This window comes from Gordonia sp. 852002-50395_SCH5434458 (assembly GCF_001665905.1).
Lineage (GTDB): Bacteria > Actinomycetota > Actinomycetes > Mycobacteriales > Mycobacteriaceae > Gordonia > Gordonia jacobaea.
Map to the genome: position 1 here is coordinate 32,636 of NZ_LZTC01000041.1, position 15,261 is coordinate 47,896.

General features: G+C 67.2%; 16 protein-coding genes and 1 riboswitch. Of the genes, 10 read left to right on the forward strand and 6 right to left on the reverse strand.

Translation table 11 applies throughout. The annotated features are described in order from the left end of the window. The first annotated feature begins 50 nt into the window (after positions 1 to 50). Together A5785_RS09895 and A5785_RS09900 are read left to right on the forward strand one after the other, a co-directional pair. A complete protein-coding gene (locus A5785_RS09895) occupies positions 51 to 1,988 on the forward strand; it encodes an MFS transporter (RefSeq protein ID WP_420841299.1) in 1,938 nt (645 codons plus the stop codon). Positions 1,989 to 1,991: 3 nt separating this feature from the next. Then, the gene (locus A5785_RS09900; protein ID WP_049697811.1) at positions 1,992 to 2,594 is read left to right on the forward strand and encodes a DUF2771 family protein; all 603 of its coding nucleotides are present in this window, start codon (positions 1,992 to 1,994) and stop codon (positions 2,592 to 2,594) included. Between the two features lie 9 nt (positions 2,595 to 2,603). On the opposite strand, the gene A5785_RS23900 is transcribed toward A5785_RS09900, so the two are convergent. Next, positions 2,604 to 3,023: a cold-shock protein gene (locus tag A5785_RS23900; RefSeq protein ID WP_049697810.1), complete on the reverse strand. Its 420-nt coding sequence runs from the start codon at positions 3,021 to 3,023 to the stop codon at positions 2,604 to 2,606. 240 nt (positions 3,024 to 3,263) lie between these two features. Between A5785_RS23900 and A5785_RS09910 the strand changes: the two genes are divergently transcribed. The 5 genes from A5785_RS09910 (at position 3,264) to A5785_RS09930 (ending at position 6,470) form a co-directional block, all read left to right on the forward strand. After that, positions 3,264 to 3,473, forward strand: a complete 210-nt coding sequence (locus tag A5785_RS09910; protein ID WP_049697809.1) for a hypothetical protein — start codon at positions 3,264 to 3,266, stop codon at positions 3,471 to 3,473. Continuing rightward, positions 3,470 to 4,033 carry a flavin reductase family protein gene (locus A5785_RS09915; RefSeq protein WP_049697808.1) on the forward strand — a complete coding sequence of 188 codons (564 nt, stop codon included), beginning with the start codon at positions 3,470 to 3,472 and terminating at the stop codon, positions 4,031 to 4,033. The genes A5785_RS09910 and A5785_RS09915 overlap by 4 nt, the downstream gene beginning before the upstream one ends. Further along, on the forward strand, positions 4,030 to 5,118 hold the full coding sequence (gene moaA, locus A5785_RS09920) for a GTP 3',8-cyclase MoaA (protein ID WP_049697807.1): 1,089 nt from the start codon (positions 4,030 to 4,032) through the stop codon (positions 5,116 to 5,118). Before A5785_RS09915 ends, moaA begins: the two co-directional genes overlap by 4 nt. Before the next feature lie 8 nt (positions 5,119 to 5,126). After that, a complete protein-coding gene (locus A5785_RS09925) occupies positions 5,127 to 5,375 on the forward strand; it encodes a MoaD/ThiS family protein (RefSeq protein WP_049698064.1) in 249 nt (82 codons plus the stop codon). A gap of 259 nt (positions 5,376 to 5,634) precedes the next feature. Next, positions 5,635 to 5,815: riboswitch (cyclic di-AMP (ydaO/yuaA leader) on the forward strand. Positions 5,816 to 5,822: 7 nt separating this feature from the next. Beyond that, a complete protein-coding gene (locus A5785_RS09930) occupies positions 5,823 to 6,470 on the forward strand; it encodes a transglycosylase family protein (RefSeq protein ID WP_049697806.1) in 648 nt (215 codons plus the stop codon). A gap of 122 nt (positions 6,471 to 6,592) precedes the next feature. Here A5785_RS09930 and A5785_RS09935 read toward each other — a convergent pair whose 3' ends face one another. The 4 genes from A5785_RS09935 to A5785_RS09950 are packed head-to-tail and all read right to left on the reverse strand — an operon-like array spanning position 6,593 to position 8,281. Beyond that, positions 6,593 to 7,036: a molybdenum cofactor biosynthesis protein MoaE gene (locus A5785_RS09935; RefSeq protein WP_049697805.1), complete on the reverse strand. Its 444-nt coding sequence runs from the start codon at positions 7,034 to 7,036 to the stop codon at positions 6,593 to 6,595. Beyond that, positions 7,033 to 7,530: a MogA/MoaB family molybdenum cofactor biosynthesis protein gene (locus A5785_RS09940; RefSeq protein ID WP_049697804.1), complete on the reverse strand. Its 498-nt coding sequence runs from the start codon at positions 7,528 to 7,530 to the stop codon at positions 7,033 to 7,035. The genes A5785_RS09935 and A5785_RS09940 overlap by 4 nt, the downstream gene beginning before the upstream one ends. Continuing rightward, positions 7,523 to 8,059 carry a cyclic pyranopterin monophosphate synthase MoaC gene (gene moaC, locus A5785_RS09945; RefSeq protein ID WP_049697803.1) on the reverse strand — a complete coding sequence of 179 codons (537 nt, stop codon included), beginning with the start codon at positions 8,057 to 8,059 and terminating at the stop codon, positions 7,523 to 7,525. The genes A5785_RS09940 and moaC overlap by 8 nt, the downstream gene beginning before the upstream one ends. Before the next feature lie 18 nt (positions 8,060 to 8,077). Continuing rightward, on the reverse strand, positions 8,078 to 8,281 hold the full coding sequence (locus A5785_RS09950; RefSeq protein WP_053117369.1) for a hypothetical protein: 204 nt from the start codon (positions 8,279 to 8,281) through the stop codon (positions 8,078 to 8,080). Between the two features lie 68 nt (positions 8,282 to 8,349). Here A5785_RS09950 and A5785_RS09955 point away from each other — a divergent pair, with 68 nt between their 5' ends. Then, complete coding sequence (locus tag A5785_RS09955) at positions 8,350 to 10,695, forward strand: helicase-associated domain-containing protein (protein WP_049697801.1); 2,346 nt, start codon at positions 8,350 to 8,352, stop codon at positions 10,693 to 10,695. On the opposite strand, the gene A5785_RS09960 is transcribed toward A5785_RS09955, so the two are convergent. Continuing rightward, the gene (locus tag A5785_RS09960; RefSeq protein ID WP_049698063.1) at positions 10,692 to 12,233 is read right to left on the reverse strand and encodes an MFS transporter; all 1,542 of its coding nucleotides are present in this window, start codon (positions 12,231 to 12,233) and stop codon (positions 10,692 to 10,694) included. The two genes, A5785_RS09955 and A5785_RS09960, sit on opposite strands and share 4 nt — an antisense overlap. A 183-nt stretch (positions 12,234 to 12,416) precedes the next feature. Between A5785_RS09960 and A5785_RS09965 the strand changes: the two genes are divergently transcribed. Further along, positions 12,417 to 14,084, forward strand: coding sequence for a DNA repair helicase XPB (locus A5785_RS09965; RefSeq protein WP_324288136.1), 1,668 nt, complete (start codon positions 12,417 to 12,419; stop codon positions 14,082 to 14,084). Positions 14,085 to 14,105: 21 nt separating this feature from the next. Further along, entirely contained in the window at positions 14,106 to 15,257 is a 1,152-nt protein-coding gene (locus A5785_RS09970; RefSeq protein ID WP_049697799.1) for a pyridoxal phosphate-dependent aminotransferase, read from the forward strand. The last annotated feature ends 4 nt before the right edge of the window (positions 15,258 to 15,261 follow it).

Below are 15,261 nucleotides of genomic sequence, written 5' to 3' on the forward strand. Positions count from 1 at the left end.
CGATCGACGGTTGCGCCACACAGTCACACCGATGAGGAACAATTGATCAGGTGATCCGATGGAGGCGGGCCGACGGGGGCCGATCGAACGACGACCCCCCGACGACGCCAGTACCCGAGAGCGAGACCTCGCGCATCGACGAGTACAGCCGACGACGCCCAGCGGCCCACCCGGGCAGCGCGAACTATCCCGCGGGCGACGGTCGGCAACGCGGTCGTGCCCACGCATCCGTCGGCGAGGCCTACCTGCCGCCCCGTACACACAATCCGCACCTGCCTCCCCTCGACGAATCGCCGACCGTCGGCGCCACGCGCGCGATGCCCGACGACTCCGCGTCCGCTGCGTCGGCCAAGGGTCCGAAGAAGATCACGGTCATGCGCGTGGCCGCGATGCGCGGACGCGAACTGACCGGGCGCGGCGTCGACAAGATCTATCAGGCCGCGACGGCCGACGGCGCCGACAAGTCGGGGCTGACGGCGCTGACCCTGCCGGTCATCGCCAACTTCGCGGTCGACGCCGCGATGGCCGTCGCACTGGCCAACACGCTGTTCTTCGCGGCCGCGACCGGCGAGTCGAAAACGAACGTCGCCCTGTATCTGGCGCTGACGATCGCTCCCTTCGCGCTGATCGCCCCGGTGATCGGGCCCATGCTCGACCGTCTCCAACACGGTCGACGCATCGCGATGGCCACAACGTTCGGCCTGCGTACCGTGCTCGCGCTGCTCATCATCAGCAACGTCGCCTGGAACCCCGCCACGCAGCAACTGCAGTACGACCCATGGGTGCTCTACCCGTGCGCACTGGGTTTGCTGGTGCTCTCCAAATCGTTCGGGGTGCTGAAGTCGGCGGTGACGCCACGTGTGGTGCCACCGAGCATCGACCTTCCGCGCGTCAACTCCCGACTCACGACGTTCGGGCTGATCGGCGGGACGATCATCGGTGGTGCGGTCGCCGCGCTGTTCGAGGTGGTGCTGGCCAGAGCGCTCCCGATCCACATCCCGGGTGCGATGGTGTGGCTGGCGATCATCTCGGTGGTCGGCGCCTACCTGTGCCTGCGCATTCCGTCGTGGGTCGAGGTCACCGAGGGCGAGGTTCCCACCACCCTGACCTACCACGAGCCGCATCAGCCGGAGGCCGGGTCGAGTTCGGGACGCACATCCCGCGCAAGGCGCGGAGCACGCGAGATCGCCAAGACCATGCGCCAGCCGCTGGGCCGGACCGTCGTCGCTGGTCTGTGGGGCAACGGGACGATCCGCATCCTCACCGGCTTCATGACGCTCTACATCGCGTTCTACGCCAAGTCGCAGGGCTCGCACAGCGGGTGGATGCAACTCGCCCTGCTCGGCGCGGTCGGCGCGGCAGCCGGGGTCGGCAACGCGATCGGCAACGGGGTCGGGACTCGGCTGGAGCTGAAGAATCCCCCGAAGGTGATCGTGTGGGCGACCGCCGCCTGCTTCGTCGTCGCAGTGCTCGCCGCGATCTTCGGCAACGTCCTGCTCGCGGTGGTCGCGGGCTTCGTCGCATCCGGGACCAGCGCGATCGGCAAGGTGTGCCTCGATTCATCGATCCAGGACGACCTTCCCGAACGTTCCCGAGCATCCGCCTTCGGCCGTTCGGAGACCGTCTTACAGCTGTGCTGGGTATTCGGCGCCGCGCTGGGCGTGCTGCTTCCGCCGAAGCTGTGGATCGGGTTCACCGTCGTCGCCGTGCTCCTCGGCCTCGGGTTGGCGCAGACCGTGATGACCACTCGCGGGTCGACGCTGGTTCCCGGCTTCGGAGGCCACCGTCCCGACCAGGCGGCTCCGACCGTCTCGTTCGCCGCCGCCGACACCACGCGATTCACCCACCCGACCGAGCGGGCTTTCCGCGCTGGTGAGCGACCCGAAACAGCCCACCCGAGACCATCGGAAGCGCCCACCCGGCCGCAGCCGAGCAGACCGCCACACGGACCTGTCCACCCGAGCGGTCACGGCACAGGCCATCATTGAACCGTGCAATTCAACAGCGGTGAGAAGAAGGCAGTCGCGATCATCGCGATCGTGGCGGTGGTGTTCACGGGCGTGGTCGGCGGCATCGTGAGCGCTCTGGTCGTCGGCAAGCATCATGACGAGCGCGGATATCTGCACGTCGCAATCGACGACCAACTCATCACCGTGAAGCCGACTGAATGGTGCGACGTACTGATGCAGAACTGCACAGCCGACCAGGACCAGGCGCTGCGCGGCCAACACGCTCCGTTGCCCATCGGGCAGAGCGCCATGCTGTCGGTGTCGGAGAACATTTCCGACCACCCGTGGCTGCTCTACCTGCTCTACGCCGACCGCAACGGAGTGATCATCAACCCCGACCCGACGCCCGAGTACAAGACGAGCGGATCGGCCTTCACCCTCGAACTGCCGTCACGGCCCGATCGGGTGCTCGTCAACATCGAGGTGCAGCCGCTGTCTGCGGTCGTCGTCGACGGCCAGTTCCAGGTTGCGCGCGGGGTGCTCGCACTGAACACCACCCCGGACGGATTTCGCGTCAAGCAGCCGTCGCCGCAGAACCCGAGCGCGCCAAGCGAGCGTGTCGAGGAACCGTCGGCAACGGGATAGCGGGTCGGGTCAGGCGTCGAGTTCGCGGGCGACGGCCCGCACGACCTCAGAAATGCGCTGCGCCGTCTTGCGATCCGGGTAGCGCCCCTTGCGCAGGTCGGGCTGCACCTTGCCCTCGAGCAGCGTGATGAGGTCGGCGACCATGCCGTGCAACTCGTCGGGGCTGTGCCGCTTGGCCTGCTGTTCCTTGCGCGCGGCCCCGCGGGTGTTCTTCGCGACGCTCGGGGCGGGTTCGAGCACGGTCACGGTCAGTGCCTGCGGCCCACGACGACCGGCAGCCATGCCGAATTCGACGCGCTGGCCTGGCTTGAGAGCCTCGACGCCTTCGGGCAGCGCGGACGAGCGGACATAGACGTCCTCCCCGCTCTCCTGAGCAAGAAAGCCGAAGCCCTTCTCCGCGTCGTACCACTTCACCTTGCCGGTCGGCACTGTGCTCACCCTCATCTTCGCTCGGTCTCACCACCGCGGTCATCTACCGCAGCGGGTCTTGCCGTAACAACTGGCTTCTCGTTCACAACAGTTGCCCTGTCACAGCAAAAGACGCCCAACCCACGACAATCAGATGAGCAGGGCGCCTGGTTACCCACCATTCTAGCCAATGGCCTGCTGCACAGTCACCTCACATTCGGTCCGGAGCAGCGACTCTCGAATGTGTTCTACCGTTGAGGTATGCAGAAGAAATCGTCCACGGCTCTTCTCGTCCTCGCGGGGATCGTGTTCGGCGTCGGAATTGTCGCGCTGATCGCGCTGTTCGTGATGCCTGCCGTCGATGATGGCGGTACCGCTCCCACATGGGTCTACCTGCTGGCGATGTGCACTCCGATCGGTTTCCTCCTCGGCATCGTCTACGCGCTCCGCTCCGGGCGGCGCGTGAAATGACGAGTCAGGGCGACGCGAGCCGCAGTGCGTTCGGTGCTCTGTCGCCGGTGTCCGAGCCCGGCGCACTCAAGCGTGCATACAGCTGCTTTCCCACCGGAGTTGTCGCGGTGTGTTGCCTCGGCACCGCCGACGCCCCGCTCGGCATGGCGGCGTCGGCGTTCACGACAGTCTCACTCGACCCCCCACTGGTCTCGGTCTGCGTACAGAACACCTCGACGACGTGGCCGCGGCTGCGCGAGGCACCCGCGCTCGGCGTGAGCGTGTTCTCGCACACGCAGTCGGCGCTGTGTCGTCAACTCGCCGGGCCCGCTGAACATCGATTCGACGGCACCACCCCGCGGGCCACAGACGACGGCGCGCTGTTTTTGCCCGACTCCGCGGCGCAACTGTCCTGCCACATTCACAGCGAGGTACCCGCGGGCGATCACACCGTCGTGTTGCTGCAGATAGACGCACTCGACTGCGATCCGGACGTCGAACCGCTCGTCTTTCACGCCAGCACGTTCCGTGCGCTCGAAGCACGCCCGCGACTGCAACCGACGACGACCGGGCCGACATGAGCATCATCGACCTCGGACTTCCGATCACCCCGCGCTCCGTACGCGACGACGACGCGCCGTCGTCGGGGCCATTGATCGACACGTTCGGTCGCGTTGCCTCTGATCTGCGGGTATCGGTGACCGACCGCTGCAATCTGCGGTGTACCTACTGCATGCCTGCCGAAGGTCTGGACTGGTTGCCGTCCGAGGATCTGTTGACCACCGACGAGTTCGTGCGGGTGCTCACCGTCGCCGTGCGCGACCTCGGTATCCGACGCATCCGCTTCACCGGCGGCGAACCGCTGCTGCGCCGCGACCTCGAGGAATTGATCGCCGCGGCGTCGAACATGCCCGAAGCGCCGGAACTCGCTCTGACCACCAACGGTCTGGGGCTGCGACACCGCGCACAGGCACTCGCCGACGCAGGCCTGCACCGCATCAACGTCTCACTCGACACCATCGACCCCGCCCGCTTCGCGCAGATCACTCGCCGTGACCGGCTCTCGAACGTGCTTGACGGGCTCGCCGCAGCCCGCGACGCGGGACTCCAGCCGGTCAAGGTCAACGCGGTCGTGCCGAACCGTGACGACCTCGCGGGCCTACCGGACCTGCTGCGGTTCTGCCTCGGCGAGGGCTACCAGCTGCGCATCATCGAACAGATGCCGCTCGACGCCGATCACCGGTGGGACCGCGGCGCGATGGTCACGGCGGACGAGATCCTCACGACGCTGCGTCGGACCTTCGAACTCGACCCCGATCCCCGCCCGCGCGGCGGGGCACCGGCGGCCACGTGGCTCGTGCGGGGGCACACCGACCCGACGGGACAGACAGCCCGCGTCGGGGTGATCGCGTCGGTGACGCGGCCATTCTGCGGCGACTGCGACCGCACCCGACTGACCGCCGACGGCGCCCTGCGCAACTGCTTGTTCGCCGACGCCGAGACGTCACTGATGCCCGCGCTGCGCGGTGGGCTCAGCGAAACCGCCCTCGACGCCGAGATCGCGCGACGCTGGCGGGGTGACATGTGGCACAAGGCTGCGGGACATGCGGTGAACACCACGGACTTTCGTCAACCCGACCGCCCGATGTCGGCCATCGGAGGGTGAGCGACTCGATGACGCTGACCGTTCGGTTCTTCGCGGCCGCACGTGCCGCCGCGGGCACCGATCTGACCGAGATCGACGTGCCGGCCGACGCGACGCTCGGCGACCTCGAACGCGCCCTGGTTGTCGACCACCCCGACCTCACGCGCGTGCTCGCCCGGTGCTCATATCTGCGGGACGCGATCGCCGTCTGCGACCGCACGACGCCTCTCGGCGACTGCGAGACGATCGACGTTCTACCGCCATTTGCCGGCGGCTGAGGCGTCCGAGGCCATGTGACCTTAGTCACATAACGAGCCGATAACGGGATGGACACGAACCGACCATCGTCGGGTTGAGCAGCGATGACGACGGAATTGGGTCCAAAGTCCCACGCGCAGCCCAAAAAACAACTTGCGGACGAGGGTGATTCAGCGGCGCATCCGTCGTACTGTACGAACAGTCTCCTCCAGGGAGATCACAGGACAGCCAAAAGAACACAACATTCGACCGGGCGCGCCAAGCCTCGTTCCCCCGATCGAATGACGAACAACAAACTCAGGAACGAGGACGGGGGACCCAACATCTCCGACGGAGATACGGACATCCAGACCCGGATGCCCTTGGGGTTAAGTCCACCGGCCGCCACGGCGACCACGGACCGAGCAACCTCTCGTTCGAACCCGACAGCTGACTTCGTAGGCGCGTGGAGAGAGGAAAGAAAACTCATGGCCGGACGTCATCGCAAGTCGACGACCAACACGACCACCAAGACCTTCGCGAAGGTCGCCCTCACCGGCGCAGTGCTCGGCGGCGGAGCCGCTCTGCTCGGCACCGGTTCAGCGCACGCAGCCTCCGACTCCGAGTGGGACCAGGTCGCACAGTGCGAGTCCGGCGGCAACTGGGCCATCAACACCGGAAACGGCTACCAGGGCGGACTGCAGTTCAGCCCGAGCACCTGGGCGGGCCACGGTGGCACCGCATACGCACCGAGCGCCGATCAGGCCTCCAAGGAGCAGCAGATCGCCGTTGCAGAGCGCGTGCTGGCATCGCAGGGCAAGGGCGCATGGCCGGTGTGTGGCACCGGACTGTCGGGCTCGACCCCGCGCACCGCTCCCACCGACTCGCCCAAGCCGCTGCAGGCCCCCAAGCCTGAGGTGAAGCCCGAGGCGCAGCCGCAGACCCCGCTGGAGAAGACTCCCGAGGCCAAGAGCACCGATGACGTCAAGGGCCAGGTCGACGGCGCGCTCGACGCCGCCAACGTCAGCCCCGAGGTCAAGAACCTCTGGAAGGCAGCCAAGGACAGCGGCTACCAGCTCACCCCGGACCAGCTGAAGATCTACAACCAGAACAAGGGCCTGATCCCGCTCCCCTGAGCGATCTCGCCCGAGTCCCGGCTGCACTGACCGCCGGACCCCGAGACGAAGGGCCCCGCACGACGCCATAACGGCCGTGCGGGGTCCTTTTCCAATCTCTAGGCGGAGCCGACTTCCAATCTCTAGGCCGAGCCGACCCATTCGTCGGAACCGTCGGCGAACACCTGGTGCTTCCACACGGGCAGGCGGGCCTTGACCTCGTCGACGAGGCGCGCGCACAGCTCGAATGCGGGCGCCCGATGGTCGGCCGCCACGGCGACGACGAAAGCCACGTCGCCGACGTCGAGTTCGCCCACGCGATGCGACACGGCCACCGCGCGAACTCCCGCGACCGACGCCGACACCTCGTCGACCACCTCGGCGAGCACCTCGGGTGCGCTCGGATGCGACGAGTACGACAGCTTGGTTACCGCCGACGCGTGATCTCCGTCGTGATTGCGCACTGCGCCCGCGAACCCGACGACCGCGCCGGCCGAGCCTGCAGCGGCGTCGGTGACGAGTTGTTCGTGAGATGGAAGGTCGATGGGGTCGGCGGCGAGAGCGGCCTTCACGACTCGCACGGTCATTCGTCGCTCCGCGGGTGATCGCCACCGCGGAGCTGGTCGAGCGCGTGGTCGAGGACGCCGTCGAGTACGTCGAGACCGTCGCGGACTCCGCCGGTCGACCCCGGCAGGTTGATGACGAGCGTGCGGCCGGCCACGCCTGCGACACCGCGCGAGAGGATCGCCGTGGGCACCGTCGGAAGTCCCGAGCTGCGAATCGCGTCGGCAAGACCCGGGATCTCGACGTCGAGCAATGCTCGCGTCTCCTCCGGGGTGCGGTCGGTGGGGGTGAGACCCGTTCCGCCCGTGGTGATCACGAGCGCGTCGGAGGCGTAGATCCCGGCGCGGATCGCGTCGCCGACCGGTGCGCCATCTGCGACGACGTCGACCTCGTCGACGACGAATCCGCGGGCGGTGAGCCACTCCGCGATGATCGGGCCGCTGCGGTCGACGTAGAGGCCGCGGCTTGCGCGTGTCGACGCCACGACGACGCGGGCCACGAGCTTCTCGTCAGTCATTTTTCTCGTCTGTCGCTCGGGCGCGAGTCCAGGTTCCCGACCGGCCGCCCGACTTCTCGAGAAGTCGGATCTCCCCCGTGCTGGCGCGTCGATCGACGGCCTTGGTCATGTCGTGCAGGGTCAGTCCTGCGATTGCGACCGCCGTGAGCGCTTCCATCTCGACGCCGGTCTTCCCGGCTGTCTCGACGGTGGCCACGATGTCGATGTGATCGTCGGCGACGGTGAAGTCGACGTCGACCGCCGACAGCGCCAACTGGTGGCACAGCGGAATGAGTGCGTCGGTGCGTTTGGCCGCCATGATTCCTGCGATGCGGGCGGTGGCCAAAACGTCGCCCTTGGGCAGCGCGGAATCGCGCAGTAGGTCGATGACCTCGGTGGTCGTGTGAAAGGTACCTGCGGCGACAGCGCGTCGTCGTGTCGTGGTCTTGTCGCCGACGTCGACCATCCGCGCAGCACCCGTCGAGTCGAGGTGCGAAAGACGAGAGGGATTCGACGTCTCGTCTTGGCCGCTCGCGTGCCGGGGAGGCATCAGGTCGACGTCACGTCGTCAGCGATTGACGACGGTCTTCGGTTGGACGTAGTTGACCTTGTCAGCAGGCAGCGGGAACTCGACATCGCCGAACGGCGAGAGTGCACCGGGGATCTCCGCCGCGAACTCCGAGACCGCGTGGTCGGGGACGCTGCCGTCGTCATGACGAGGCCAGCCGTTGTCGACGTAATGGTTCTTCTTTTCCTTCTCAGCCACGGGCATATTGTGCCATGCCACCCGCTGTCCGACGACTCGCCTGCTGTTTTGGTTCGACCACTAGACTTGATCGAATGAGCACGGACGACCAGCGGATCGGCCTGGCCGACGATCTGGCCGCGCGCACCGACGACGACCTGCGCGATCTGCTGTCGCTTCGCCCCGACCTCGCCTCCCCGCCGCCGCAGGGGACCTCGGTGCTCGCTCAGCGTGCGCTCGCCGCGGCGTCGATCGCGCTCGTGGGTGAGGAACTCGATCTGCTGACGCTGGCGGTGATCGAGCAGTTCATCGCGCTCTCCACCGGTCCGGGCGTCGCGCGGGTACCCGCCAACGTCGACGCCGATACCCTCGTGAAAGCGCTGTCGAACCGTGCCGAGTCCGCCGAGATCACCCGACGCATCGACGATCTACGACGTCGCGCGGTGTTCTGGGGCGTCGCCGATTCACTCACCGCGGGCGCACACCTCGCCTCGGCCCTGCCGTGGAAAGCGCTGCACCTCACCGGCCCTCTCGCCCACCTGACGCCCGACGACGTGCAGAAGCTGATCGACGGCATTGACGAGCGCCAGCGCGATCTGCTGACGACACTGTCGCGAGGCCCCGCGCTCGGACGAAGTCGGGACGCAGCACCCGGTGCAGATCCGGACAGTCCGGTCGCTCGGCTCATCGCGCTCGGCCTCCTCGCACGTATCGACGACCAGACCGTCGAACTACCGCCGATGGTCGCAGCGCTCATCCGCGGCGAACCTCCGCTGCACACAGACACTCTCGCGCCCCCAGGCCTCGCCGACGAACACGCGTCACTGCGGTTCGGCGCCAAAGCCGTCGACGCCGCCGCAGGTGGTGAGGCGCTCGAACTCATCCGCCACACCACGGCGCTGCTCGACGTGCTGGGACGGGCACCCGCAGCGGTGCTGCGCTCAGGTGCGCTAGGTGTCCGCGAATTGCGCAGGCTCGCAAAGGTAACCGGGCTGGACCAGAAACGCGTCTCGTTCCTCGTCGAACTCCTGGGCCACGCACGTCTCATCGACGTCGGGTTTCCCGATCCCCCACCGGCGGGAGATCGGGGTGAGCAGGCGTTCGCACCGACGTCGTCGGCCGATACCTGGCTGCACTCGGCACCCGAAAGGCAGTGGGCCACACTGCTCGACGCGTGGCTGTCGATGCCGCGACGCGCGTGGCAGGTCGGCGAACCCGACCGCGACGGCAACGCGTATCCAGCGCTCTCGTCGGAGCTCTACGACGCGACCGCGCCCGTGCAGCGTCATCTCATCCTCGACCTGCTCACCGAACTCGACGGTGCCACACCGTTTTCCATCGATACGGTCACCGCATCACTCGCCTGGCGACATCCGCATCGGATACGTCGACTCTCCCCGCGCGTCGTCGGCGAAACGCTTGCCGAGGCACAGAGCCTCGGAGTGATCGCACATCAGTCACTGACCTCGATCGGTCGAGTCGCGTTGTCGGACACCGACCCCGAGGCCGTCGACTCGCAGGTGCTCGCCGCGATGCGTAAGGCGCTGCCAGAACCCGTCGACCACTTCCTGACCCAGGCCGACCTCACGCTCACCGTTCCCGGCCCGATGACCCCGGAGCTCAGCGACCAGGTCGAGTTGGTCGCCGACCTCGAATCCGGCGGCGCCGCATCGGTGTATCGCGTCTCGGAGGCGAGCGTCCGACGAGCTCTCGACGCGGGCAAGACCAGCAGCGAACTGCTCACGATGTTCACCGCCCATTCGTCGACGCCGGTTCCGCAGTCGCTGACCTATCTGATCGAAGACGTTGCACGTAAGCACGGGCAGCTCCGCGTCGGCATCGCGTCGTCGTTCATCCGATGCGAGGACCCGACGATGCTCGCCGCCGTATTGCGTAGCGACGCAGCCGAACACCTCGCACTGCGCGCACTCGCACCGACGGTAGCGATCTCGCCGTCGGAGGTTCGCACGGTCATCGACCGACTCCGGGACGCGGGATTTGCTCCCGCGGGCGAGGATTCATCCGGCTCGCTCGTCGACTTGCGCGAGCGCGGTAGTCGCGTGTCGTCGGGACGGGGGCGTCGACGCCCGACACCCCGACGCTCGACACCGACCCCGGAACAGCTGCAATCGGTGGTGAGCCGCATGCGCTCCCACGACAGGGCGACGCGGGCAACCCCGGCGACTCCCGGAAAATCCGACGCCGCACCGGTACGCGCCGTCGGCGGTGGCGAATCCACCACTGCCCTCATCCAATTGGCGCTTCGTGCGAACCGACGTCTACTCGTCGGCTACGTCGACGCCCACGGCTCGGCCAGCAGACACGTCGTCACACCCCGGCTGCTCGGTGCCGGACAACTCGTCGGCACCGAAGAGGGCTCAGACGACGAGCAGCACTTCACCCTGCACCGCGTCACCAGCGTCGAGTTGCTCGACAGCTAGGCCAGCGCCGTCTCTGTCTCGGCGCCGTGTGCCTCACCGATCGGCCGTTTGACGTCGATGAGCAAACCGGCGACCAGCGCCACGCCAACCAGGATCGCCGCCGCGACGTAGAAGCCGATGCTCTGCCCGTGCACCATCGCCTCCGCCTGCAGCGATTGCGCGTCGGCGGGTCCGCGAACCGACGCCATGTGGCTGGTCACGTACGACGCCGCCGCCGTCGCGGCGATCGTGTTCAGCAGCGCGGTGCCGATGGCGCCGCCGACCTGCTGCGAGGTGTTGACCATGGCCGACGCCACGCCGGCATCCCGCGGTTCGACGCCGTAGGTGGCCAGGTTGATCGACGTCATGAACACCGTGCCCATACCCATGCCGAGCAGGAACAGCGCCGGGAAGATCACGGTCCAGTACCGCGTCGACTCGGCCGAGATCTGACTGAGCAGCAACATCCCGCACGCGGCGAGCAGTGCACCCGGCACGAGTAGGTATCTCGGCGGTACCCGCGTGATGAGCCGGGCTGCGATCTGCGTCGACCCGACCAGCATGCCGCCGACCATCGGGAGGAACGCCACGCCCGCGCTCAGCGGCGAATAGTGGTGCACCACTTGCATATACAGCGTCAAGAAGAGGAACGACCCGAACATCGCGACCACCGCGAGCGCGACGCTGAGGTATGCCCCACCGCGTGCGCGGTTGGCGACGACGCGCAACGGCAGCAGCGGGTGTGGGCTGCGCGCCTGCCACGCGACGAACGCCACCAGCAACACCACCGCCGCGATCAGACAGATGACGGTGCCGGTGTCGCCCCAGCCCTCTTCGGCGGCGCGGCTGAAGCCGTACACAACGAGGGCGAGTCCGCTACCGCCGAGAATCACGCCGAGGATGTCGAGGCCCGGCGTGTGGTCGGTGGCGCGGGGCGGCTCCTTGATCTCGACGATCGCCCCGAACAGTGCGATCGCGGCGAACACCACATTGATGTACATGGTCCAGCGCCAGTCGAGGACCTGGGTCAACAGGCCGCCGAGCAGCAGTCCCACCGCTGCTCCACCGCCGGCGATCGCGCCGAAGATGCCGAACGCCTTTGCCCGCTCTTTGGGCGCTGTGAACATCACGGTCAGCAGTGACAGTGCCGCCGGCGCCAGGAGCGCACCGAACGCGCCCTGCAGCGCGCGGGCACCGAAGAGCATGCTCTGGTTCAGCGCGGCGCCGCCGAGCGCCGAGGCGAGTGCGAATCCGACCAACCCGACCATCAGTGCTCGCCGACGCCCCCACAGGTCGGCGATGCGACCACCGAAGAGCAGCAGTCCGCCGAATGCCAGCGCATACGCGGTGATGACCCACTGCTGATTGGCCGTACTGATGCCGAGGTCGACCTTGGCGTCGGGCAGGGCGATCTGGACCACCGTGCCGTCGAGCACGACCATCAACTGCGCGATGCAGATGAAGACCAGGGCCTTCCACCGGCGCGGGTCGGGCTCGGCGGCCAGAGTCGGCTTTTCGGAAGCTGGCGACCCAGAAGATGGCTTCTCGGAAGTTGACATGAAGAGTGAGATCCCCACTTGCGTCGTAGTACCGCGAACATATCCGGAGGTTTGCTCCGCTTACTCTACGCCGCGACAGCCACGCAGAACAGTGTCATTTAACGGGCATAAGGGACACACGTCGGCCGGTGGCACACGACGCAGCCACGAGCCGCGCAGATGAACCCTTATACAATGGCGCGGGTGACTGATGGACCCCTGATCGTGCAATCCGACAAGACGCTGCTGCTCGAGGTGGATCATCCCGACGCGGCGGCGGCGCGTGGAGCGATCGCCCCGTTCGCCGAGCTCGAGCGCGCTCCTGAGCATGTGCACACCTACCGGGTGACGCCGTTGGCGCTCTGGAACGCGCGCGCGGCCGGGCATGACGCCGAGCAGGTCGTCGATGCTCTCGTCTCGTTTTCGCGGTATGCCGTCCCGCAGCCGCTGCTCATGGACATCGTCGACACGATGGGTCGGTTCGGTCGGCTGCAGCTTGTCAAGAGTCCGGTGCACGGGCTGACCCTGGTCAGCTTCGACCGCGCGGTCCTCGAGGAGATCCTGCGCAACAAGAAGGTCGCGCCGATGCTCGGTGCGCGGATCGACGACGACACCGTCGTGGTGCATCCGTCGGAGCGTGGTCGGCTCAAGCAGGTGCTGCTGAAGGTGGGCTGGCCCGCGGAGGATCTCGCCGGCTACGTCGACGGTGAGGCACATCCGATCGAGCTGGAGCAGGACGAGTGGCATCTGCGCGACTATCAGGAGATGGCCGCCGACTCGTTCTGGGCGGGCGGCTCGGGCGTCGTCGTGCTGCCCTGTGGTGCGGGCAAGACGATGGTCGGTGCCGCGGCGATGGCCAAAGCGCAGGCGACGACGCTCATCCTGGTGACGAATACCGTTGCGGGACGGCAGTGGAAGCGTGAGCTCATCGCGCGTACGTCGCTCACCGAGGAGGAGATCGGCGAGTATTCGGGTGAGCGCAAGGAGATTCGTCCCGTCACCATCGCGACCTATCAGGTGATGACGCGAAAGTCGAAGGGCGAGTACAAGAATCTCGATCTGTTCGACTCCCGCGACTGGGGCCTCATCGTCTACGACGAGGTGCATCTGCTGCCCGCGCCCGTGTTCCGCATGACCGCCGACCTGCAGTCGCGGCGTCGACTCGGTTTGACCGCGACGCTCGTGCGCGAGGACGGCCGTGAGGGCGACGTATTCAGCCTCATCGGACCCAAGCGCTACGACGCTCCGTGGAAGGACATCGAGGCGCAGGGCTGGATCGCGCCCGCCGACTGTGTCGAGGTGCGCGTGACGCTCACCGACGAGGAACGCCTGCAGTACGCGGTCGCCGAGAACGAGGAGAAGTACAAGCTCTGCTCGACGGCGCACACCAAGGTCAACGTCGTGAAGTCGATCCTCGCCAAGCATGCGGGGTCGCCGACGCTGGTCATCGGCGCGTACATCGACCAGCTCGAAGAACTCGGCCGTGAACTCGACGCCCCGGTGATCCAGGGTTCGACTAAGAACAAGGAGCGCGAGGCGCTGTTCGACCGCTTCCGCTCGGGAGAGCTGCAGACGCTCGTCGTCTCGAAGGTCGCGAACTTCTCGATCGATTTGCCGGAGGCGTCGGTCGCGGTGCAGGTGTCGGGCACGTTCGGGTCTCGCCAGGAGGAGGCACAGCGACTCGGTCGTCTGTTGCGCCCCAAGAAGGATGGGGGCCAGGCGCACTTCTATTCGGTGGTGTCGCGCGACACCCTCGACGCCGACTACGCCGCCCACCGGCAGCGTTTCCTCGCCGAGCAGGGTTACGCGTACCGCATCACCGACGCCGACGACCTGCTCGGCCCGGCCATCGGCGAGGAGTCCGTGGACTGATCCACGGTTAGCCTTGACCCCATGACCGTCGAGCGCCTTCGTCCGTTCTCCAGCACGATCTTCGCCGAGATGTCGGCGCTGGCCGTGGCTCACGATGCAGTGAACCTCGGCCAGGGTTTCCCCGACACCGACGGGCCCGCATCGATGTTGGCCGCCGCGAAGGACGCGATCTCGACCGGACACAACCAGTACCCGCCGGGCATCGGTGTCCCCGCGCTGCGTCACGCCGTCGCGCGGCACCAGCGTGAGCACTACGGTCTCGACTACGACGCCGACTCCGAGGTGCTCATCACCGTCGGCGCCACCGAGGCCATCGCGGGCGCGATCGTCGGGCTGGTCGAGCCCGGGCGCGAAGTGGTGATGATCGAGCCGTACTACGACTCCTATGCCGCAACGGTTGCGATGGCGGGAGGGGTTCGACGCGTCGTCCCGCTCATCGCCGACGGCGACGGATTCCGGCTCGACCGCGAACGGCTTGCCGACGCTTTCGGACCGAACACCTCTGTCGTGCTGGTCAATTCACCGCACAACCCCACCGGGACGGTGCTTTCCGACGATGACCTCGCCGAGATCGCGCGCCTGTGCATCGAGCACGACGTCGTCGCTGTGACCGACGAAGTGTACGAGCACCTCCTGTTCGACGGCCGCACCCACACCCCGCTGGCGACGCTACCCGGAATGCGCGAACGAACCCTGCGAATCTCCAGCGCCGCAAAGACATTCAACTGCACCGGCTGGAAGGTCGGCTGGATCAGCGGCCCGCCCGAACTGGTCGCGGCGGCACGCGCGGCCAAGCAGTTCATGACCTACGTCGGGTCGGGACCCTTTCAGCCCGCGGTTGCCGTCGCACTCGACAACGAGATGGAGTGGGTGCGCAAGTCCGCGGCAGAGCTCGAGGCCAAGCGTGACCTCCTCACCTCCGCGCTCGTCGACTCCGGGTTCGACGTACATCGCAGCGAGGCAACCTATTTCGTCTGCGCCGACCCGCGGCCGCTCGGGTACGACGATGGCGTCGAGTTCTGCCGCACACTACCCGAGCGGATCGGGGTCGCGGCGGTGCCGGTCAGCGTCTTCGCCGACGACAAGGAGCCGTGGAAACACATGGTGCGCTTCGCATTCTCCAAACGCGACGACGTCATCGCCGAGGCCGCGCGGCGGCTGCGGACACTCTGACCGT

Coding starts and splice junctions, on each gene's coding strand:
- A5785_RS09910 (WP_049697809.1), top strand. CDS start 3,264: ATGCAGAAGAAATCGTCCACGGCTCTTCTCGTCCTCGCGGGGATCGTG.
- A5785_RS09915 (WP_049697808.1), top strand. CDS start 3,470: ATGACGAGTCAGGGCGACGCGAGCCGCAGTGCGTTCGGTGCTCTGTCG.
- moaA (WP_049697807.1), top strand. CDS start 4,030: ATGAGCATCATCGACCTCGGACTTCCGATCACCCCGCGCTCCGTACGC.
- A5785_RS09925 (WP_049698064.1), top strand. CDS start 5,127: ATGACGCTGACCGTTCGGTTCTTCGCGGCCGCACGTGCCGCCGCGGGC.
- A5785_RS09930 (WP_049697806.1), top strand. CDS start 5,823: ATGGCCGGACGTCATCGCAAGTCGACGACCAACACGACCACCAAGACC.
- A5785_RS09935 (WP_049697805.1), bottom strand. CDS start 7,036: ATGACCGTGCGAGTCGTGAAGGCCGCTCTCGCCGCCGACCCCATCGAC.
- A5785_RS09940 (WP_049697804.1), bottom strand. CDS start 7,530: ATGACTGACGAGAAGCTCGTGGCCCGCGTCGTCGTGGCGTCGACACGC.
- moaC (WP_049697803.1), bottom strand. CDS start 8,059: ATGCCTCCCCGGCACGCGAGCGGCCAAGACGAGACGTCGAATCCCTCT.
- A5785_RS09950 (WP_053117369.1), bottom strand. CDS start 8,281: ATGCCCGTGGCTGAGAAGGAAAAGAAGAACCATTACGTCGACAACGGC.
- A5785_RS09955 (WP_049697801.1), top strand. CDS start 8,350: ATGAGCACGGACGACCAGCGGATCGGCCTGGCCGACGATCTGGCCGCG.
- A5785_RS09960 (WP_049698063.1), bottom strand. CDS start 12,233: ATGTCAACTTCCGAGAAGCCATCTTCTGGGTCGCCAGCTTCCGAAAAG.
- A5785_RS09970 (WP_049697799.1), top strand. CDS start 14,106: ATGACCGTCGAGCGCCTTCGTCCGTTCTCCAGCACGATCTTCGCCGAG.